Source organism: Bacillus sp. FSL P4-0248, assembly GCF_038593305.1.
Lineage (GTDB): Bacteria > Bacillota > Bacilli > Bacillales > Bacillaceae > Bacillus > Bacillus safensis.
This window is the reverse complement of record NZ_CP151983.1, coordinates 1,594,748-1,614,675: the sequence shown is the minus strand read 5'-3', so window position 1 is coordinate 1,614,675 and position 19,928 is coordinate 1,594,748. Positions and strand designations below refer to the sequence as shown.

Annotated in this window: 16 protein-coding genes; all 16 read right to left on the bottom strand. The window is 41.5% G+C overall.

Annotation, left to right across the window (positions count from 1 at the left end; genetic code table 11):
- Positions 1-38 precede the first annotated feature (38 nt).
- The gene (locus NST65_RS08140) at positions 39-3,155 is read right to left on the bottom strand and encodes an MMPL family transporter (protein ID WP_111927400.1); all 3,117 of its coding nucleotides are present in this window, start codon (positions 3,153-3,155) and stop codon (positions 39-41) included.
- Between the two features lie 311 nt (positions 3,156-3,466).
- Complete coding sequence (locus tag NST65_RS08135; protein WP_169510834.1) at positions 3,467-4,699, bottom strand: MFS transporter; 1,233 nt, start codon at positions 4,697-4,699, stop codon at positions 3,467-3,469.
- Between the two features lie 98 nt (positions 4,700-4,797).
- A complete protein-coding gene (locus NST65_RS08130) occupies positions 4,798-5,523 on the bottom strand; it encodes a GntR family transcriptional regulator (RefSeq protein ID WP_024424122.1) in 726 nt (241 codons plus the stop codon).
- A 164-nt stretch (positions 5,524-5,687) separates the two neighbouring features.
- A complete protein-coding gene (locus NST65_RS08125; protein ID WP_041117428.1) occupies positions 5,688-8,072 on the bottom strand; it encodes a DNA translocase FtsK in 2,385 nt (794 codons plus the stop codon).
- Between the two features lie 110 nt (positions 8,073-8,182).
- Positions 8,183-8,419 carry a YlzJ-like family protein gene (locus NST65_RS08120; protein ID WP_008344712.1) on the bottom strand — a complete coding sequence of 79 codons (237 nt, stop codon included), beginning with the start codon at positions 8,417-8,419 and terminating at the stop codon, positions 8,183-8,185.
- Positions 8,416-9,144 (bottom strand): ClpP family protease, encoded by a 729-nt coding sequence (locus NST65_RS08115; protein ID WP_024424124.1) that lies wholly within the window; start codon positions 9,142-9,144, stop codon positions 8,416-8,418. The genes NST65_RS08120 and NST65_RS08115 overlap by 4 nt, the downstream gene beginning before the upstream one ends.
- A gap of 323 nt (positions 9,145-9,467) precedes the next feature.
- Complete coding sequence (gene rnjB, locus NST65_RS08110; protein ID WP_012010007.1) at positions 9,468-11,135, bottom strand: ribonuclease J2; 1,668 nt, start codon at positions 11,133-11,135, stop codon at positions 9,468-9,470.
- Between the two features lie 171 nt (positions 11,136-11,306).
- The gene (gene dapA / locus NST65_RS08105; protein ID WP_024427012.1) at positions 11,307-12,173 is read right to left on the bottom strand and encodes a 4-hydroxy-tetrahydrodipicolinate synthase; all 867 of its coding nucleotides are present in this window, start codon (positions 12,171-12,173) and stop codon (positions 11,307-11,309) included.
- 30 nt (positions 12,174-12,203) lie between these two features.
- Complete coding sequence (gene dapG / locus NST65_RS08100; protein ID WP_034281880.1) at positions 12,204-13,418, bottom strand: aspartate kinase; 1,215 nt, start codon at positions 13,416-13,418, stop codon at positions 12,204-12,206.
- A 92-nt stretch (positions 13,419-13,510) separates the two neighbouring features.
- Positions 13,511-14,530, bottom strand: coding sequence for an aspartate-semialdehyde dehydrogenase (asd, locus tag NST65_RS08095; protein ID WP_024427010.1), 1,020 nt, complete (start codon positions 14,528-14,530; stop codon positions 13,511-13,513).
- Between the two features lie 139 nt (positions 14,531-14,669).
- Complete coding sequence (dpaB, locus tag NST65_RS08090) at positions 14,670-15,263, bottom strand: dipicolinate synthase subunit B (RefSeq protein WP_025092602.1); 594 nt, start codon at positions 15,261-15,263, stop codon at positions 14,670-14,672.
- The gene (gene dpaA / locus NST65_RS08085) at positions 15,260-16,162 is read right to left on the bottom strand and encodes a dipicolinic acid synthetase subunit A (RefSeq protein ID WP_234107812.1); all 903 of its coding nucleotides are present in this window, start codon (positions 16,160-16,162) and stop codon (positions 15,260-15,262) included. Before dpaA ends, dpaB begins: the two co-directional genes overlap by 4 nt.
- A 122-nt stretch (positions 16,163-16,284) precedes the next feature.
- Positions 16,285-16,557, bottom strand: a complete 273-nt coding sequence (locus tag NST65_RS08080; protein WP_024424130.1) for a YlmC/YmxH family sporulation protein — start codon at positions 16,555-16,557, stop codon at positions 16,285-16,287.
- A 71-nt stretch (positions 16,558-16,628) separates the two neighbouring features.
- On the bottom strand, positions 16,629-17,552 hold the full coding sequence (locus NST65_RS08075; protein WP_342489357.1) for an aminoglycoside phosphotransferase family protein: 924 nt from the start codon (positions 17,550-17,552) through the stop codon (positions 16,629-16,631).
- A 72-nt stretch (positions 17,553-17,624) separates the two neighbouring features.
- Positions 17,625-18,854, bottom strand: coding sequence for a pitrilysin family protein (locus tag NST65_RS08070; protein ID WP_070325836.1), 1,230 nt, complete (start codon positions 18,852-18,854; stop codon positions 17,625-17,627).
- A gap of 33 nt (positions 18,855-18,887) precedes the next feature.
- Positions 18,888-19,841 (bottom strand): polysaccharide deacetylase family protein, encoded by a 954-nt coding sequence (locus NST65_RS08065; RefSeq protein ID WP_041117421.1) that lies wholly within the window; start codon positions 19,839-19,841, stop codon positions 18,888-18,890.
- Between the last annotated feature and the right edge of the window lie 87 nt (positions 19,842-19,928).

Sequence of the window (19,928 nt, the reverse complement as noted above, 5' to 3'; positions counted from 1 at the left end):
AATAAAAACGCCTCTGCTCATAGCAGAGACGCCAGTCGTTATTTCATTCTAAACGGCCACCAATTCCATTTACCAAAAATACGAACCATGACCGGAATAAAGAGGGGCAATACAACAAAAGCATATAATAAAAGTCCAATGAGTACGACCGTTGCAATTTCAACAAGCGATAATACTCCTGATGGCAGCATAGCAGCGAACGTACCTGCTAAAATGGCCACTGCAGAAATAATGACAGAACCCATATTTCTCATCGCTGATATCATCGATGCTTGTACATGCTCTCCCTTCCATTCATTAAAACGATCCATGAGGAAGATGGAATAATCGATCCCGAGCGTCACAAGAATGACAAAGCTGAAAAATGGGACAGCCCAGCTGACACCATCGTAGCCAAAAAATGTTTTAAAGATCCATTCTGTTAAACCGATTGATGTAAAATACGTTAAAATCAGTGAAAGTGTTAAGTATATCGGCATGACGATTGACCGTAATAAAATAATTAAAATAATAAAAATACCAATTAACATGAAGATAACAGTTCGAATAAAGTCACCGTCAGACGTTTCTTTTAAGTCCACATTTAAGCTTGAGATACCAGATACCCCGTATTTGGCATTTTTGAGTCCACTTACAGGTAAATATTGATCAAGGGTTTCCTCAATTTTCGCGACACCTTTCATCGCTTCATTGCTGTATGGATTCACATTTAAGATGACTTCAAAAGTCGTTAATTTACGATCTGGAGACATATACGTATGAAAGATTTGCTTAAATTCTTGGCGTTTCAGCACTTCTTCTGGAATAAACCAGCCCGTTACTTCTTCATCTGGCGCTTGCTGAAGCTGCTTTAAGTAGCCGTCAGCCTCGGTGAAGCCGCTTTTGACCTGCTCAAGCCCTTCAATACTTTCATCTAATCCATCTGTTAATAACGTAAGTTTCGATGAAAGCTGGCTAAATCCTTTTTTGATGGCTTTTTGGCCTTCTGTCAGCTGATCTGCACCATCTTCGATTTTAGGCATTTCTTTAATCAATTGTTTTTGGCCCTCATTTGTTTGGTCAAGGCCGTCATAAATTTGATCAAGCCCGTCCATGAGCGCTTGCACTTGGCGTTTTACTTCTTTTTGCTTGCTTGATAAGGTTTGAAGCACTTGATCTGCCTGTTTGATCTTTTGCTTAAAATGAGCGGCTTCCTCTTCATATACACTCATTTGATCCCCTGCTTGATCAAGCATTCCTTTTGTTTCTTTGAATACCTTCTTGATTTCTTTATATTCATCCATGTCTTTTACTTCTGGAAGACGATTTTCTAGTGCTTCAAATGATAGATTTTCATAGGATGCTTTTACTTTCTTAATGGTTGTCATCAGCTGCTGATTCGATTTCGCATGGCGTTCAAGTGTATTCACCACACGCTCTAGCTCTTGAATCATCGTTTCGCTGCTGCGATATTCTTGCTCTAATTCTTTTTTCGCTTTTTTGATTTTACTTCGAATGGTGCCGACGCCTTCCTTACTGCGTCTCACCCCATCTTCTAAAGAGATTAGGGATTCCCTGACTTCTCCGACACCGCTTTTGATTGCTTTTGTTCCATCAATCAGCTGGTCAATGCCTTGAGCGGATTCTTCAATTTTTGGTTTTTGTTTGAGAAGAGCGAGATTTGTTTCGGTCAAGCCATCTGAAATTTTCCCGATTCCTTCATGGCCTTTGCCAAGTTCTCCTCCCAGCTCTTTCGCTTGAGAGGTGACATAAAGCTGGCTCAGCCCGTCCCCAACAGGACGCGTGACACTGCGGACTGTTTTGACTTCGTCAATGTCATTTAATTTACGAGTCAGTTTTTCAATCATGACAATCTTTTCTTGATTATCTAGCTTATCATCATTTTCGACAAGCACATTCAGCGGCAGCGCTTCACCAAAGCCAAATTGCTCTGATATCGTATTAAATGCAGACACCGACTCATATTTATTCCCAATTTCATTTAAACTGTTATAAGATAGGGTCCCGTCGTACATCAGAATAGGAGGTACCGTAATAAGAGCGACTAACCCTAAGCTGATCAGCGGCCTTTTAAATGAAAAACGCCCAGCCCATTCCCACATTTTACTTTGCGGGTGCCGAATGTTTTCTCTTTTAGATGGCCAGAATAGAGATTTTCCGAAAACAGACATAAAAAAGGGAACGATGGTGACAAGGGCAATCAGCAGAATGCCTACTCCAACGGCAACACTAACGGCTGATTGATACAATTGGAATTTAGCAAATCCAATACTTGAGAAGCCGACTAACACGGCTAAGCCGCTGAAAAATACCGTTTTCCCTGCACATTGATACGTGACGATAATCGACTCTTTGACATCACGGCCTTGACCGATCTCCTCTTTAAAACGGCTTAACAGCAGGATGCAATAATCCGTTCCGATACCGAACATAATGGCTACCATAAAAATCTGAGTAAAATTAGATAGAGGAAATTGTGTATATTCTACGAGAAAAGCCACAATACACCGGCTGACAGCGTAAGAAATGCCTATCGTAATGAGCGGAACAACAGGTGCCAATATCGATCTGAAAACAATAATTAAAATAAAGAAAATAAAAATCATCGTGATAAGTTCAGTTTTCTTCAGACCTTGTTGAGAGCTTTGAATGACATCTGAATCCACAAACTTTTGACCCGTTATTTCATATGAGACATGATAGGGCTTTAAAACTTCCTCAATTTGTTCTTTAATCTTCACAGCTTTTGTTTCGTAGTGGTCGAATTTGAATGGAACAAGAAGTGTACTTTTATCCTTTGATAAAAGTTGTTTTTGAATGTCCGGATCTACATGAAAATACGAAGTAATTCCGTCAATGTGGAGTTCTGGGGCATTTGACATGAGTGCAGCTAAAGCCTTTTTTAATTCCTGCTCTTTCGCAGGGAACAGATGTTGTTCGGAGAATACAAGCACACCTGTATCTTTCTTCCCGTTCTTATCTGACAGCTTATCCAATAGGTGAAGTGCCTCAGCTGTTGGTGTCCCCTCCGGAACCTTTAATTGCCCTTTTTCTCTTGTTAATTCCTCTAAATCGGGCGCAGTAATAAACAGAATCACAGCTGTTATCATCCACACCACTAATACAATCCATCTTGCTTTAATTATTTGCAACATAGCTGCTTCAAGCTCCTTCTACTTCTTCAATCAATTTGCTGTATTTGAGCGTGTCTGAAGTGCTGACTGCGTCTCCTTCAAATGGCAGGATGACCTATTCAATTGTCCTTTCGTGTTGAAGAAGCATATCTCCATCATCAGCACGCGAGTTCAATTTCTGCCTAAAGAAAGACAGAAAATGAATGTTTTTGAACACCTCCAATTTGGGATAATTTAAAAGATATTACTATACATTAGTTTAACTATCAAAATTTTACATGTCAATTTATAAAAAAGAAAAAAGATGGAAAAATACCATCTTTTTTCTATATTTAAACCGTTTTTAATTGTTCACTCTCATCCTCTTCATCTGGCTGGATGAAAAAGAGGACCAAAAATAGTGAAATGAGACTGCAAATGGTCGAGAGAATAAAAACAATGGAGTCCCCTTTATCCATTAGATAGGCAAATATCGGAGGTCCTAAAGCAACACCGATAAAACGCATACTGCTATAAAATGACGTAATGGTACCGCACTGCTCTTTTTCAATTCCTTCTGTAATCAGCGCATCAAGTGCAGGCAGCACAATACCGATGCCCACTCCGCCAATGCTTAAACAGATAAACAATACGAAAAAGCTGTGATTCCACCATAAAAAAATATAAGAAAGTGATAACAAAGCCATCCCTACGATTAAAAAGATTCTCATTTTTCCTTTTTCTTTTCCAATCGTTTTTCCAGCAATGTAGGAACTGATTGATAGAAAAAGGAGCGGAATACTCAGCAGGAGTCCTTTTTTAACGCCCTTTATTTGATAAGCTGCCTCTAGGTTATCGGATAAGTAAAAAAGCACACCAAAAAGAAGAAACATAATAAAACCGCCAATAGCAAAAATGGCATAAAGCCAGCGTCCCTCATGCTTAAAAATGGTCTTTGTTGATTTTAAAAATTCTTTAAATGTAGGCGGATCCTCCTCTTTTTTCGCCGACTCTACCATGAACAGTACCATGAGAAAGCTGATGATCGAAAAGAACGGAATGAACCAAAACGGCACAAACCAAAACCATGAAGCAAGAAGTGCCCCAATAATAGGGCTTAGTACCTTACCTGCTGTATTAGAGGTTTCAATGGCGCCAAGTCCTGCACTGACCTCTTCGTCATCATGAAACAAATCTCCAATAAACGGCATAACGACAGGTGCGGCTCCAGCTGAACCAATCCCTTGAAGGACCCTTCCAAACAGAATCCACATATAAGGTTCTTTCATGATCGTTGAGGCGACTGCTGCCACAGCTCCTCCAAGTCCGGCGATTAAAAGACACGGCAGCAGTACCTTTTTCCGCCCAATCCGGTCTGATAAGTAACCGGCGATTGGAATACATAAGATGGCTACAACCGAATATACCGTAATAATGAGAGAGACTTGAAAGGAAGTAATCGAGAGTTTCTTTTCTATCTCTGGCAATACTGGTATTAACATCGAGTTCCCTAGTGTCATGATTAGAGGCACTGATGATAATGCAATGATATTCTTTTTACTGACTGTTTTCTCGCCCAACATCATTCACCCAATTCTATATACTGTTACGTATTAGTGTGGCAAGTTTGACGAGTATTATGTATGGGCAAACAAAAAGCAGCGCCTATGGAAGCGACTGCTTATTAAAATCGTTTGCGTATGACATGAAAGCTGAATTTATCCGCTCGAAAATAATTGAGGGAGTATAAGACCGGCTGATCATCCTGATCATAGTGCATTTGTTTCAGTAATAATAACGCCGTTTCAGGGTCACAATCTAGAATCGGTGAGACCTGATCGTGGTAGCCAATTGGTTCAATGTCAGCAACTGCATATTTAATCCCGCTGTGCGGTTCTCTTCCAAACAGCTCAAAAAGAGACTCTTCTTCATGTGTAAAAGAAGCGGGAAGATGTTTGACCGGAATTTTATCTAAACAATAAACAACTGGCTGCCCATCTGCCGTTCGAACGCGTTCCATTGAAAAAATCCCATCAGATTTATCACACTGAAAACGAATGACATCATTCTCTGTCGGCTCCCCTTCTTGCGAGGATAAAAAGATGGTGCCAGGCGTCATATTGACCTGCTCAATCATTTTCGTGACACTTGTCAGCTGTTCTATGCCTGTTGAAAAAAGCGGTCTTGAATTGACGAAAGTCCCTACCCCATGCCTTCTAATTAAATACTTCTCTTCTTCTAATATACGAAGGGCCTCACGCAGTGTCGCTCTGCTCACACCTAAAAGTTTTGAGAGCTCAAACTCAGAAGGCAGTTTTTCTTTTTCAGCATATACACCTGTTTGAATATCTTCTTTAATACGGTCAATCACTTTCAAATATAAATGGCGATTGTCTGTTTTGGTCGACATGTTTTCCCTCCGTCTAATCAATGCAAATGATAAGATGAGAAATCTCTATTCCGAGATAAGTTGAACATAACTATATCATGTTTTTGCAAATAAATAAATAGTCTGACATCCAGTTAACATAATCATACTATTGTTTACTGTTTTTCAGGAAAGCTCTCTTCAATTTATGAAGAGAGCTCGTCATATTGTTCTTTTGAGAGCAGAACTTCTCTCGGTTTACTTCCTTCATACGGGCCTACCACGCCCCGCTCTTCCATTGCGTCAATGAGACGTGCCGCCCGGGTATAACCGATGCGAAATCTTCTTTGCAGCATAGAAACAGAAGCCGTTTGCATGCCGATGATCAATTCTACTGCTTCATCATACAGATCATCTTCCACAGCCGCAAGCTGATCCTGCGTTTCTTCGCTCGGAATCATTTCCTCTTGGTATTGTGCTTTTTGCTGTGTGATCACGTGATCCACAACATGTTCCACTTCTTCATCTGATAAAAAGGCGCCCTGTACACGAACCGGCTTGTTTGCACCAACAGGTAAAAACAGCATGTCCCCTCTGCCCAGCAGCTTTTCTGCGCCTCCCATATCAAGGATCGTCCTTGAATCGGTTTGTGAGGATACGCTAAAGGCAATACGGGACGGGATGTTCGCTTTAATGACACCTGTAATGACATCGACAGAAGGTCTTTGTGTGGCGATAATCAAATGAATTCCCGCAGCACGAGCCATTTGAGAAAGTCTTGTAATGGAATCTTCCACATCAGAGGAAGCGACCATCATTAAATCTGCAAGCTCGTCTACAATGACAACAATATAAGGAAGCTCTGGCTGTTTAGCATCTTCTGTTTGATTCATCCGTTTAATGTAATCATTGTATCCTTCAATATTTCTTGTCCCCGTATGCGAAAACAATTCATAGCGGCGTTCCATTTCGCTGACTACTTTTTTAAGGGCCTGCGATGCTTTCTTAGGGTCTGTTACGACAGGAGCCAAAAGATGCGGAATGCCATTATACACATTTAATTCAACCATTTTCGGATCAATCATCATCATTTTCACTTCATGAGGCTTCGCTCTCATGAGAATGCTTGTGATAATACCATTGATACACACACTTTTTCCGCTTCCAGTCGAACCTGCTACAAGCAAATGCGGCATTTTGTTCATTTCAGCAAGAACAGCTTCACCCGAGATATTACGGCCAAGTCCAATGAGGAGCTTAGCATTTGGACGGTCATTTTGCTTCGATTCTAATACCTCTTTTAATGAAACCATAGCAATTTCTGCATTCGGAACTTCGATGCCGATGGCTGATTTGCCAGGAATCGGCGCCTCAATACGAATGTCCTTTGCTGCAAGGGCAAGGGCTAAATCATCACTTAGATTGACGATCTTGCTGACCTTCACGCCGACATCTGGATATACTTCATATTTGGTCACAGCTGGACCTAAATGAACCTGTGTGACTTTTGCTTTCACACCAAAGCTTTGAAATGTTTTTTCAAGCTTTCTGGCATTTTCATAAATATTTTTCTTATCTGTTTGCTGACCTGAATGTTGAGGCTCTGCCAAAATATCAAGTGACGGCAATTCATAATCTTTGTTTTCAAGTTCTGTAAATGTCATCGGAGGCGCCTCTTTTGGTTCATCGGCTGTATCTGATTGAACTGGTGCACTTTGCACAGAGTCCTGAAGAGGCGCTGTCTCTTTTGCTGTCTCTTTTGCCGCCTGCTTGTTTTGAACCGTCGGGGTGAGAATGTCATCTCTATCTGCAAAGCTTGAAATAATCGGCTGGCTATTATCAGAAGACGGCGTTTCCTCTTCGATCAAGATCAGATCATCCTCGTCTTCTTCTTGATTGCGTGAACGTTTTTTCTTTTCACCTGTTTTCTGAGAGGACGCGCTCTTTTTCGCCTGCCTGATTCCTTTCATATCTTCCACAAAGGCTTTCCACTGCTTCACCATAAATTGTGATACAGGAATCGTCACTTTTTTCACCATTTCCTGAAGGGATCGGTTTGTAATCAGGACAATTCCAATCAGCATCAGAACAATCGCCATGATTTGCGAGCCTGCTTGCGCAAATAAGAAATAAGAAGCAGCAAACAAGATGGCGCCGATCATGCCGCCCCCTAAATCAGGCGATCCTGTTTCACCTTTCATATCCATCAAGAAAAGCTCAAATGTATTTCTAATCACACTTTGAGAGCCAATGACGCCAGCAGATGAAAGATGCTGAAAGAGCTTCACATGTGACAAAAGCAAGATACTCGCAATGATGCAGTAGAGACCTGCTTTTCTTCTTGTTAAAATATCTGGAATTTGTTTTTTCCAGAAAATCGTCACACCAAAAAGAAATAATCCGATAAGACAGAGAATGAACCATTCACCTGCAAAGAATCGGAATAGATGTACAAAGGTTTGTCCAACAACGCCCAGCTGTAAAATGGCAATGATCGCTATGGCAATACAGACTAACCCATTTAATTCATATTTCAGTTTTAGCTGTTTATTTTGTTTTTTTCTCGTTTTCCGTTTTCTCTTTTTAGCCATACTCATCACCTTACTACGAAAGAAAATATAACCTACCGAAAGATCAGAAAGAAAGCAGCCTGGTTTTGGCTGCATCTTGTTGTAAGTTTTCCCTTTATTATAGCATAGAATCATTCATATGAGTCGGTTTGATTGGTGCCTAAATGTAACTTCAATCGCTTGCCTGGTGCAAGCTCTTGATTGAGAAAATCCATTGGATTGGTGCTCATGACTTGAACGATTTCTGCTTCATCTTCTTTCATTTCAACCATCACTGGCACACCTTGAATGTTTACCTGCTGGAGTTTGCGTTCTCCCTGTTCCTCAGCGTAAATGGCTTCATATGGCATAGGCGTATATAAAATCATTGGATCAGCCCCTCGTTTTGAGATGCCCTGTCTCCGATAAGTTCGTTCAACTTTTTAATTGCTTGTCCTACACCGCCCACTTCATTCATGAGTCCGTATTCTGCTGCCTCATGACCAACGACATTTGTTCCGATGTCTCTCGTCAAATTGCCTTTTGAGAACATGAGCTCCTTAAACTTCTCTTCTGTAATGTTGGAGTGGCTTGTGACAAAGTTAATGACTCTTTCCTGCATTTTATCTAAGTATTCAAAGGTTTGCGGAACACCAATCACAAGACCTGTTAAACGCACAGGATGAATGGTCATCGTAGCTGTTTCTGCAATATACGAATAGTCACACGATACAGCAATCGGGACACCTATCGAGTGGCCGCCGCCAAGCACAATCGAAACAGTTGGCTTTGATAAAGAAGCAAGCATTTCCGCAATCGCAAGTCCCGCTTCAACATCTCCCCCTACTGTATTTAAGATGATCAGAAGACCTTCTATTTTAGGGTTTTGTTCAACGGCTACGATTTGTGGAATGACATGTTCGTATTTGGTTGTTTTATTTTGCGGTGGAAGCTGCATATGGCCTTCAATTTGTCCAATAATGGTGAGGCAATGGATATTTGTATCTTGCGGCAGCTGCGGAACGGCTGTTTCACCAAGCTGCTGTATTTTGCTCATAATACTGTCTTTTTCTTCTGGCTTTCGCTCAGGCTGCTGTTCATTCTTTTCGTCCATTTGTCTCCATCCTTTCCTCAAACTCTTCTCCTATTATGAACAAATAGGGCATATTCCATCCGCATTCCTCATGCCACATCAAAAAAGCCCAAAGAGCTTATGCTCCTTGGGCTTAGCGTGTAGACAAACCCTCGCATTCGTTGTCAGTCCTGCGCTTCGGTGCTCACGAATGTCAAATTCGCTCCGCTCCGGTGCTCGTCCTTTCTAGACTGCAAAGGTTTTCTATCACGCTAAAAAGAAGACAAAGTGCTAAAATAAAGTTCATTTTAGCACTTTGTCAACAATCTAAAGCCCAAAGAGCTTATGCTCCTTGGGCTTTATCATCACACTTCCATAATAATTGGAATGATCATCGGCTTACGTTTTGTTTTTTCATATAGGAATTGATTTAGCACATCGCGCATGGATTGTTTCAATGTTGACCATTCAACAATTGAGTTTTCCGTTTGCTCTTTGACAATCCCTTTGACCATTTCTGTTGCTTTCACAATCAGCTCTTCGGATTCTCTTACATAGACAAATCCTCTTGTGATGATTTCAGGTCCAGAAATTAATTGTTTCTTTTGCTTATCGAGCGTAATGACAACAATCAAGATGCCGTCTTGAGACAATAGACGTCTATCGCGTAACACGATGTTTCCGATATCACCAACACCAAGACCATCGATCAAAATGTTTCCTTGGTGAACTTTTTCACCGATTTTTACATTCTGTCCTCTAAACTCAACAACATCGCCTTTATCAATCAAGAAAATGTCACTGCGTTTCATGCCTACTTCTTCAGCAATACGAGAATGTGCTTTTTGCATACGATATTCGCCATTCACCGGAATTAAATACTTCGGTTTTAGTAAGTTCAGCATTAGCTTTAACTCTTCTTGGCAGCCATGTCCAGATACATGTACACGTTTTTGCGCAAAAATGACTTGTGCTCCGCTTCTTGTAAGGAAATCCACTGTTTTAGAATATGTGAGTTCTTGTCCAGGAAGAGGTGTAGATGCAATCACAACTGTATCATCTTTTTCAATATGAAGCTGTTTGTGATTTTGCTTCGCCATTTTTGTTAAAGCAGCAAGCGGCTCTCCGTGGCTTCCAGCGGTCAGAATAACTACGTCGTTTTTCGCCATTTTCTTCACTTCTTGAACGGGTACAAATAATTCTTCGTCTGCTGTAACATAACCAAGCTTGATCGCCAGCTGAAGGGTTGTCATCATATTTTTCCCTGCAACTGCAAGCTTACGGCCATTTTGATTTGTTGCATTAATGATTTGCTGCACGCGGTTAATATTAGATGAAGACACAGCAACAATCACACGATTTTCAGCATTGTACATCGCATTTGAGATTTCGTCTTGGACGAGCGCCTCAGAAGGTGTATAGCCTGGTTTTTCAGCATTTGCACTGTCTGAAAGTAGTGCTAAAACGCCGTTGTTCCCAATTTTCGCAATCTCTCCGATGTCACAGGCTTGGTTAAGCGCTGGGGTTTGATCAAATTTAAAATCACCTGTGCATACGATTGAACCAAGAGAGGTTTTGAAGCTGATCCCAACTGAATCAGGAATGCTGTGATTCGTTCTAAAGAACGATACTTTTGTTGTTTCAAAAGTAATGACTGATTTTGCATGTACCTCACGCAAATCAGCTTTTTGATTGAAGCCATACTGCTTTAATTTTTCTCGAAGTAACGCAAGGGTCAGCTTCGTTCCGTAGACTGGTACAGACAATTTGCTCAAGCAATGGAATACGCCTCCGATTGCTTCATCATGTCCGTGGGTAAGAAAAATTGCTTTCACCCGATCAGCACGCTCTGTTAAATAAGAGATATCAGGAATGACGACGTCAATGCCCAGCATTTCATTTTCTGGATGCATTAAACCTGCATCTACTACATATATGTCCGAATCAATCTCAATGACATATAGGTTTTTTCCGATTTCTCCAACGCCTCCGAGTGCAATAATTCTTACGTTCTCTGTATTTTTCTTTTTCAAAATTCTTATCCTCCTAGTCTCAAGCCCGTCCATCATCGCTTAATGCTATTATAACTGAATCTAATTTTAGAAAACAAGATGAAGTCACATTTTAAGAAAGTGTTTATGTATAAAAAACGGTCATACTCAGGGACATCTGAGAATGACCGCTTACGAAATCTTTTGTTTTGATCAGCTGTTTAAAACGCTGCTTAAATCCAGTCTCTCTTCTTCTGACAAAGGCAAAAGCGGAAGACGAACAGATCCGACGTCTAGTCCTTTCAGCTGAAGGGCTGTTTTGACAGGCGTTGGATTTGGTGCTGAGAAAAGCTGTTTCATGATTGGAAGCAGCTTTTGATGGATCAATGCTGCATTCGCTGTTTGGCCTGAAGCATAGCTTTTCAGCATTTGCTGCATATCCAGTCCTACGATATGAGACGCAACCGAGACAACTCCTTTTGCACCAACAGATACAGCTGGAAGTGTTAAGCTGTCGTCCCCTGAATATACGTCGAAATCTTCTGGCGTCTCTGCAATGATTTTTGTCATAGCATCAAGATCGCCGCTTGCTTCTTTAATGGCAACAATGTTAGGTATTTGCGCAAGCTTAATCGTTGTTTCTGGTGCTAATGAAGCTGCCGTTCTTCCTGGTACATTGTAAAGCATGACAGGAAGAGATGTAGACTCGGCAATGGCTTTAAAGTGTGCATACATGCCTTCCTGTGATGGCTTGTTGTAATAAGGTACGACAAGCATCACTGCATCAACGCCCGCTTCTTCTGCTTTTTTCGTTAGTTTGATAGACGCATTTGTATTATTACTGCCTGTTCCTGCAATGATTTTACAACGACCATTTGCTAATTTGACCGATTGCTGAAAAAGAGCGACTTTTTCTTCATTCGATAAAGTTGGCGATTCGCCTGTTGTCCCTGCAACGACTAAGGAGTCACTGCCGTTTTTTAACAAGTAATCAATGAGAATTGATAGCTTTTGGAAATCGATGTTGCCCTTTTTATCAAAAGGTGTAATCATAGCTGTTGCGATATTTCCGAAATTCATTTTTTTCACCTCATCATGATTCAATCACATTTATCTTGAAAGTTCAAACACTTCATGCAGGGCATTGACAGCCGCTCTCATGTTTTCTTCGTTCACTAACACCCAAATGGTCGTATGACTGTCAGCCGATTGTAAAATCGGAATGTTTTGCTCGGATAGAGCTGTTACAATTTTAGATGTGACACCTGGTACACCCATAATGCCTGCGCCAACAGCTGATACTTTCGCACAATTTGTTGTCACAATTGGTGTATAGCCAAGATCTTTTAGGATCGACGTTGCCTTTTCAGTCATTGCACCTGTCACTGTATACACAATTTCACTCGGTGTGATGTTGAAGAAGTCGACACTGATTTGTGCGTTTGCCATTGCTTTGAAGACCTCTGTTTGTACGCTGTACTGACCTTCTTTTGCAGGGACTTTGATTTGTGTCACATCATTGACATGTGCAATACCCGTAATGAGGCGGTCATACACATCATGGCTCATTTTATCGGAGTAGTGTGATGTAACGAGTGTGCCCTCATCATCAGAGTATGTTGAACGGACCCTCATTGGTACTTTTGCCTGCATCGCAATTTCGACAGCTCGCGGGTGAATGACTTTTGCCCCTTGATATGCGAGGTTGCAAATTTCCGTATATGTCACGACTCTCAGCGGTTTTGCATTTTCAACAATGCGGGGGTCTGCTGTCATAACGCCTTCTACATCTGTAAAAATATCAATAAAGTCCGCCTGCAATGCAGCGCCTAAAGCAGCAGCGGACGTATCACTGCCACCTCGTCCGATTGTTGTCACGTCTCCATTTTTCGCAGCTCCCTGGAACCCAGCGACAACGACAACATCATGTTCAGAGAGTGCTGCCTCCAGACGTTCGCACTTCATGTCAATAATTTTCGCACTTGTATGCTCCTTATCTGTCACAAAGCCCGCCTGAGCTCCAGTCATCGCTACAGCCTTTAGCCCGTTTTCATTCAGCATACTTGAAAACACAACAGCTGAGATATTCTCTCCGCAGGAAACAAGCAAGTCTTTTTCTCGATTTGTCATATGCTGCGCGCTGCCGTAAAGCAGACCAAGCAGCGTATCTGTCGCATAGGGATCGCCTTTTCGTCCCATTGCAGAAACGACAACAACCGACTTATAGCCTTTCTCTTTTGCAGATAAGATATGTGCAAGTGCCCTTTTTCTACCTTGATCATCTTTGACAGATGTACCGCCAAATTTTTGGACAATTATTTTCACTGTTTTCACTCCAAGTTCATTCTGACGTAACAGAAGAGAGCAGGCGAAAGATGCCTAACTCTCTTCTGTTCGTCCTCATCATCCATTGAATGTTAAACTAATTTTAATGCTTTTAAGCTTTCTGCAATTTGAACTGAGTTCCATGCAGCGCCTTTAAGCAGGTTATCAGATACAATCCACATATGGAACCCGTTTGGACGGTCCAAATCTTTCCGAATGCGGCCGACAAATACGTCGTTTTTCCCAACAGCATCTGCAGGCATTGGATAAATTTGCTGAGACGGATCATCTTGCAGCGTAATTCCTGGTGCATCTTTTAGAATTGATTTGAGGTCTTCCACTGTTGCATCATTTGATTCTAGTTCGACGTAGACAGATTCTGAATGACCTGTTTCAATTGGAAGCCTTACGCATGTTGCCGCTACTTCCAGCTCAGGCATATGCATGATTTTTTTCGTTTCATTGATCATTTTCATTTCTTCGAATGTATAACCGTTGTCTTGGAATTTATCAATTTGCGGGATCGCATTAAATGCAATTTGATAAGGCATGACTTCTGGTGTTACATCCTCTTTATTTAAAATGGCTTGTGATTGGCTGTATAGTTCGTCAATGGCTTCATGTCCCGCACCTGATACTGCTTGATACGTAGAGACAATGACTTTTTTCATTCCATATGCCTGACGAAGCGGTTCTAATGCCGCTACCATTTGAATCGTTGAACAGTTAGGGTTTGCAATGATCCCTTGATGATCATGCAAATCTTTTTCGTTTACCTCTGGTACGACAAGAGGGATGTTTTCGTCCATACGAAAAGCACTTGTGTTGTCAACAACAATCGCACCTCGTTTGACTGCTTCAGGAGCCAGCGCTTTAGAAACATTTCCTCCAGCACTGAATAATGCGATGTTCACTCCTTCAAAGCTTTCAGGTGTTGCTTCCTGAACAGTGTACTCTTGACCTCTGAATGTCACTTTTGTTCCAGCAGAACGTTTTGAGGATAGTAGAGTAAGTGTATCCATTTCAAAATCTCTGTCAGCTAGTGTTTTTAACATTTGTTGACCGACAGCTCCAGTCGCTCCAACTACAGCTACATGCAATCCTCTTCCCATCAGTAAAACTCCTTCCGACCCATCCATGATTCTTTTCTTTCGGATGGCCATCCTATGACTTTTTACATTTTATTTTACCATAGAAAAGCAAGGCTTGAAGCATCTTTTTTGAATCTTTCATGATTTTCTAGTGAATCTATTATTCGTTTGGTCCAATTAAAATTGGTTGAATTTGTCTATGCTGGAGTGCCTCTTCTACTGTTTGAGATAGCAGATCCATGTTCGCGACCATAGAAGTCGGTTTTTTGAATGGATCATCCTGACCAAACGGAATAAAGAAAATATTCTTTGTCGACATCAGCCTCATCAGATTTGTACCATTTAAACCTAACGCATCATTTGTTGAGATACCTAAAACGACTGGTCGATGATTCCGTATGGTTGCTTTAGCAGCCATTAAAACAGGACTGTCTGTCATGGCATTTGCAAATTTCGCCATCGAGTTACCAGTTAGAGGAGCAATGACCATACAATCAAGCGGCAGCTTAGGCCCGAGCGGCTCTGCTTTCACGATTGAGTCAATCGCTTGAAAACCAGTCAGCTTCTCAATCCGGTCGATCCACTCGGCTCCATCTCCAAATCTCGTATTCGTGCTCTGCACCGTGTACGACACCACTGGACGCACCTCTGCCCCTTCTTTTACAAGCGCTTCGATTTGCGGAAAAACAGCTTCATACGTACAGTGGGAACCTGTTAAACCAAAGCCGATTCTTTTCCCTTTTAATGTTGTCATGATTCCATCCCCCTTTTTTCCTCCGCAAGTTCACATAAAAGCCCGGAAAGCACTTTTGCAATGATTTGTCCTGCTGTTTTTGGTGCAACAATCCCCGGGAGTCCTGGTGCAAGAAGTGCCTTCACTCCGTGCTTTTGTGCAAAGTCAAAGTCTGTTCCGCCTGGGCGTGAGGCGATATCCAAAATGAGTGTCTTTGGTGTCATGCTGACGATGACAGATGAATCTAATACAAGACTTGGAATGGTATTGATGATAATATCAACATCCGTTACTTCCTCTTTTAACTGGTCCATTGAAAATGGATTAAGCCCCATCTCAAATGCCCGTGCTAAATGTGCTGTGTCTGCCGCCCCTACTTTTACGTCTGCCCCTAGTGCCCGAAATGTGCGGGCAATGGTGAGTCCTGTTCTTCCAAGTCCGAGAACAGTGACATGAGACCCGTGAATCGTATAGTCCGTTTGCTGAATGGCCATCATGATAATTCCTTCAACTGTTGGAATAGAGTTATATATGGCAATATCATCTCGCTCAAACAGCTTCACAAGCTTCCGGTTCACCTGCTTTGCCAGATTGTCTAAGTACGTATTTGAAATACCTGAGTACAAGATACAATGGGCAGGGGTTCTTTCTAAATATTTAGCTTCCAGCAAGACCTGCTCGTTTGAAAAAACGGTAGCAACAGCGCCTTCATCCGTTGTCCCAGATACTGGCAGGATCATACTATCTACTTGTTCGAATGGAAGTTCAGACATTTTCAGCTTTTCAGCACCGATAAATCCATGATCCAGCTGGTCAAATCCAACCAAAAATACTTTGGCATGCTGCTGTGACAACTTGCGAATAATTTCAAGCTGCCTTGCATCTCCCCCGATCACCGCAACCGTTAAACCGCTCAACATACTGACCGTTCACCTTCTTTATTTAAAAAAGTCTGTAATATTTTCTGAATCTCCCTTTCAGCATATGAGGAGAGGATTCAGCCTGTGAACGAATCAGAGAGAGAAAAGAAAAAGAGCACCCATTATTGCGGGTGCTCTTTTTCTCCGTGCGGCTGAAGTTCTTCAGGCACATCGAGAATGATCATATCTGATCCTATTTTTTGAATGTGATTCCACGGGACGCGGATGTCATTTCCTTGTTTTCGAAAGCCAAACCACTTCACGGAAGGTATAATGAGTGCTGTAATTTGACCGTCCTGTTCATTGATTTCAAGGTCGGTTTGTCCAAGCACGCCAAGCCGCTCCGCTCTTTTAATATCGACGATCTCTTTTCCTGACAGTTCACTCAGCCTCAAAATCGCATCACTTCCCTTCCGTATCATATATGCAGCAAAAGGAAGAAATAGACCGTCCTGCTCTTTTCAAGTTATGTATGATGTGAGTTGGTATACCAAACAGGCTTAAGTTGATGAAAGCAATTATGATCTTTTAGCATTCTCTCCACTCGTTTCACCATGTCTTTTACATGTCCCGGATCATAGGAAAGCGTCCAGATGATAGATGAAAAGCAGCTCATTGCTGTATAGATGGAAAAAAGAAGCCAAAAATCGTTTGTAGACTGCGTACTCACGTATTGATCCAGTTGTCCAGCTGAGAACGGAATGCTGCTTTCTCGACTAAATAAGGACAATTTATAAAAGTCATGAACCGGGTCGCCCCAGTCGGATTGATCGAAATCAATCACACCGGCATATTGATTACCTTGTATGATGATATTCCCTAAATGAAAATCATCATGCTGGAACTGGTTAGGCCTCTCTTTTACCGCATCAACATTCGACTTGATAAAATCTAATACAAACTGATCATTGGAAAACGTCACGCCACTTGATTGATAGGCATGTACATACCGTTCATGTTTTGCCATGACTTTCTCATCCCACGGACGAACATGAGAAGGTGCACGGCATGTATGCATCAAACTTAGCTCTCTCGCTGCCCGCCTCCCGATTTCATACTGCTCTTCATTTGTAAGTAGATGGATGGAGTCTCTAGCATTCTCGCCTTCGATAAAGGAGAAAATACGATAGGTACAGTTTAGTTCAGCACTCATTCCAATCTCAATCACTTCAGAACAAAGAATCCCTCGATCTTTTAACTTCCGCTGAAATGATGCTTTTCTTTTATAGCGTGAATACGTTTGAATGTCTGATAACTTAAGCACCAGCTTTTCACTAGATGATATTGTAACCAAAAAGGTGCGATCTCCCGAAAAACCAGATGTCAAGGCTTGGAAAGAAATAGCTTGTGTCAGAAGTGGAGAGAGCTGTTTCAGCTTTTCAAGTTCCATGAAAGCAGAACCCCTTTCTTCTTTACCTACAATAAAACGGCAGACTTTTTTGAGTCTGCCGTGTTGTTTACATTATGATGGCTGATCACCCGTCGGACTAATAAGCGAGAGCGCATAATCTTCTGTAAAAATGCGTTTAGATAAGTTATTCACGCCGTCTAATGTGACGCTGTTGATTTCATCAATAATTTCATCGAGTGTCCGATGTTTGCCAAGGAGCAGTTCATTTTTACCGTTTCGGCTCATTTTGCTGTTTGTGCTTTCAAGGCTGAGCATAAGGTTGCCTTTCATTTGCTCCTTAGAGTTCTCTAGTTCTTTCTGCGTGATTCCCTCACGTTTTAAGACGTCTAATGTTTGTAAGATGGTCTCAGAGAGCAGGTTTAGCTGTTTCGCTCCAGTTCCGCCATAAATCGTCAGCATTCCATTATCTGCAAATGAACTGTGATAGCTGAAGACGGAATAAGCAAGTCCTTTGTCCTCTCTTACATCTTGGAATAATCGGCTGCTCATGCTTCCGCCAAGAACATTATTTAAGACGATTAAGTCATAGATGCCCTTATCTCCAGCTGGAAGGCCATTAAAGCCCAGGCATAGGTGCGCTTGTTCCGTTTCCTTTTTGCGTGTGAGCTTGCCATAATGAAATGCTGGAGCTTCTACAGGCTGCTTTTTCCCTTTTCCTTCATAAGAACCGAACAGCTTTTCAACCTCGCGAATAAAGGTCTCATCTACGTTCCCTGCAACTGAGATCACGACGCGGTCCGGGGTATAGAATTCATCCATGTATTTTCTAAGCGAGTCTCCGTTAAAGGTTGAGAGTGTTTCCTCTGTTCCTAAAATTGGATATCCTAATGAATGATCACCATAAATGGCTTTGCTTAATAAATCATGAACGATGTCATCAGGAGTATCCTCATACATTTTAATTTCTTCGTACACCACATTTTTTTCTTTTTTCAGCTCTTCTTCATCAAAAGCTGAGTGAAAGAACATGTCGCTTAATACATCGAGGGCGTAGCCAGCATGTGAATCAAGCACCTTCGCATAGTAGCAAGTGTATTCTTTTGATGTAAAGGCATTCACCTGACCACCAATGCGGTCAAAGGATTCTGCGATATCACGTGCAGATCTTGTCTTTGTTCCTTTAAAGAACATATGCTCTAAAAAGTGTGAGATTCCATTAATTTCAGGTGTCTCATGTCTAGAGCCTGTTCCAATCCAGACGCCAATTGCGACAGACCTTACAGTGGGATTGTTTTCGAGTACAATTCTTACTCCGTTTTGGCATGTATACGTTTTGACCAAGTTTTGCTCCTCCTATTCAACAAACAGATCGCATCACGGATGTCTTTTTTCACTTAGGAGGTCAGAAACCGTCCCTAATTCATATCCTCTTTCTTTAATTTGAGTGATAAGTGCGTCAAGACTTTTCGCTGTTGCATCTGTTGGATGCATTAATATCATCGCCCCATTGTGAATTTTCCCAAGCACCCGCTTTTGTAAAATAGCCGGGGATGGTTTTTGCCAGTCGATGGTGTCTACTGTCCACATAATGGTTTCCATGCCTTCTTGTTTGGCAAGCTTGACTGTTTCTTCTTTAAAGCTGCCGCTTGGAGGCGCAAACCATTTTGGTTTCTTCCCAAGGGATTCTTCAATTTGGCGATTTGTTTTCGTTATCTGCTCTAATGCTCGTTCTCTTGTCAGTGTGCGCATATCTGGGTGATTGTATGAATGATTTCCAATTTCATGACCATCTGCCGCGATTTTTTTAGCAAGCTCTGTGCTTTTTTTCACCCATTTGCCTTCTAAGAAAAAGGTCGCCTTGACTTGATGCTTATCCAGCGTCTTTAACATGTTGATTAAATGCTCGTCACCCCAAGCTACGTTGATGAGGAATGCATTCATTTTTTTATCTGGATGCCCTTTATAAATGGGCTCTGCACCAAGCTCATGTAAATGAATAGATGGTTTTGTTTCATTAAAAACAAGCAACTTTTCATCGAATGACCCCTGTTTCTTCATTTTTTCATAAGAGGCATCGATATCAACTGTCTGTCCATTTAAGCCAGGCATCTTTTTCCACACTTTATCAATCTTAGCATTTTGCGCCTTTACTTCATAGTCAGAAGACTTCGATTCAATTTCCTGAAATAAAATATCTTTTGAAACAGATGCAACTTCGGCATGCTCTTTCATTGATTCAATATATGTAACAGCAGCCGGCTGCTTCATCGTTTGATATGACACGAGCAGTAAAAATACAAACACAATGAATGGTAACGTTTTTTTCAATGGTTGTCCCTCCCCTATATCACAAATTATGATGGCGAGAAACAAGCTAGAACTATTGTTAGCGCAAGAAAAGAAAGAAGCCTGGCA

Bases quoted from the DNA above. Each gene is read 5' to 3' on its own strand.
- NST65_RS08140 (WP_111927400.1), bottom strand. From the start codon at position 3,155: ATGTTGCAAATAATTAAAGCAAGATGGATTGTATTAGTGGTGTGGATG.
- NST65_RS08135 (WP_169510834.1), bottom strand. From the start codon at position 4,699: ATGATGTTGGGCGAGAAAACAGTCAGTAAAAAGAATATCATTGCATTA.
- NST65_RS08130 (WP_024424122.1), bottom strand. From the start codon at position 5,523: ATGTCGACCAAAACAGACAATCGCCATTTATATTTGAAAGTGATTGAC.
- NST65_RS08125 (WP_041117428.1), bottom strand. From the start codon at position 8,072: ATGGCTAAAAAGAGAAAACGGAAAACGAGAAAAAAACAAAATAAACAG.
- NST65_RS08120 (WP_008344712.1), bottom strand. From the start codon at position 8,419: ATGATTTTATATACGCCTATGCCATATGAAGCCATTTACGCTGAGGAA.
- NST65_RS08115 (WP_024424124.1), bottom strand. From the start codon at position 9,144: ATGGACGAAAAGAATGAACAGCAGCCTGAGCGAAAGCCAGAAGAAAAA.
- dapA (WP_024427012.1), bottom strand. From the start codon at position 12,173: ATGAATTTCGGAAATATCGCAACAGCTATGATTACACCTTTTGATAAA.
- asd (WP_024427010.1), bottom strand. From the start codon at position 14,530: ATGGGAAGAGGATTGCATGTAGCTGTAGTTGGAGCGACTGGAGCTGTC.
- dpaB (WP_025092602.1), bottom strand. From the start codon at position 15,263: ATGACAACATTAAAAGGGAAAAGAATCGGCTTTGGTTTAACAGGTTCC.
- dpaA (WP_234107812.1), bottom strand. From the start codon at position 16,162: ATGTTGAGCGGTTTAACGGTTGCGGTGATCGGGGGAGATGCAAGGCAG.
- NST65_RS08075 (WP_342489357.1), bottom strand. From the start codon at position 17,552: ATGGAACTTGAAAAGCTGAAACAGCTCTCTCCACTTCTGACACAAGCT.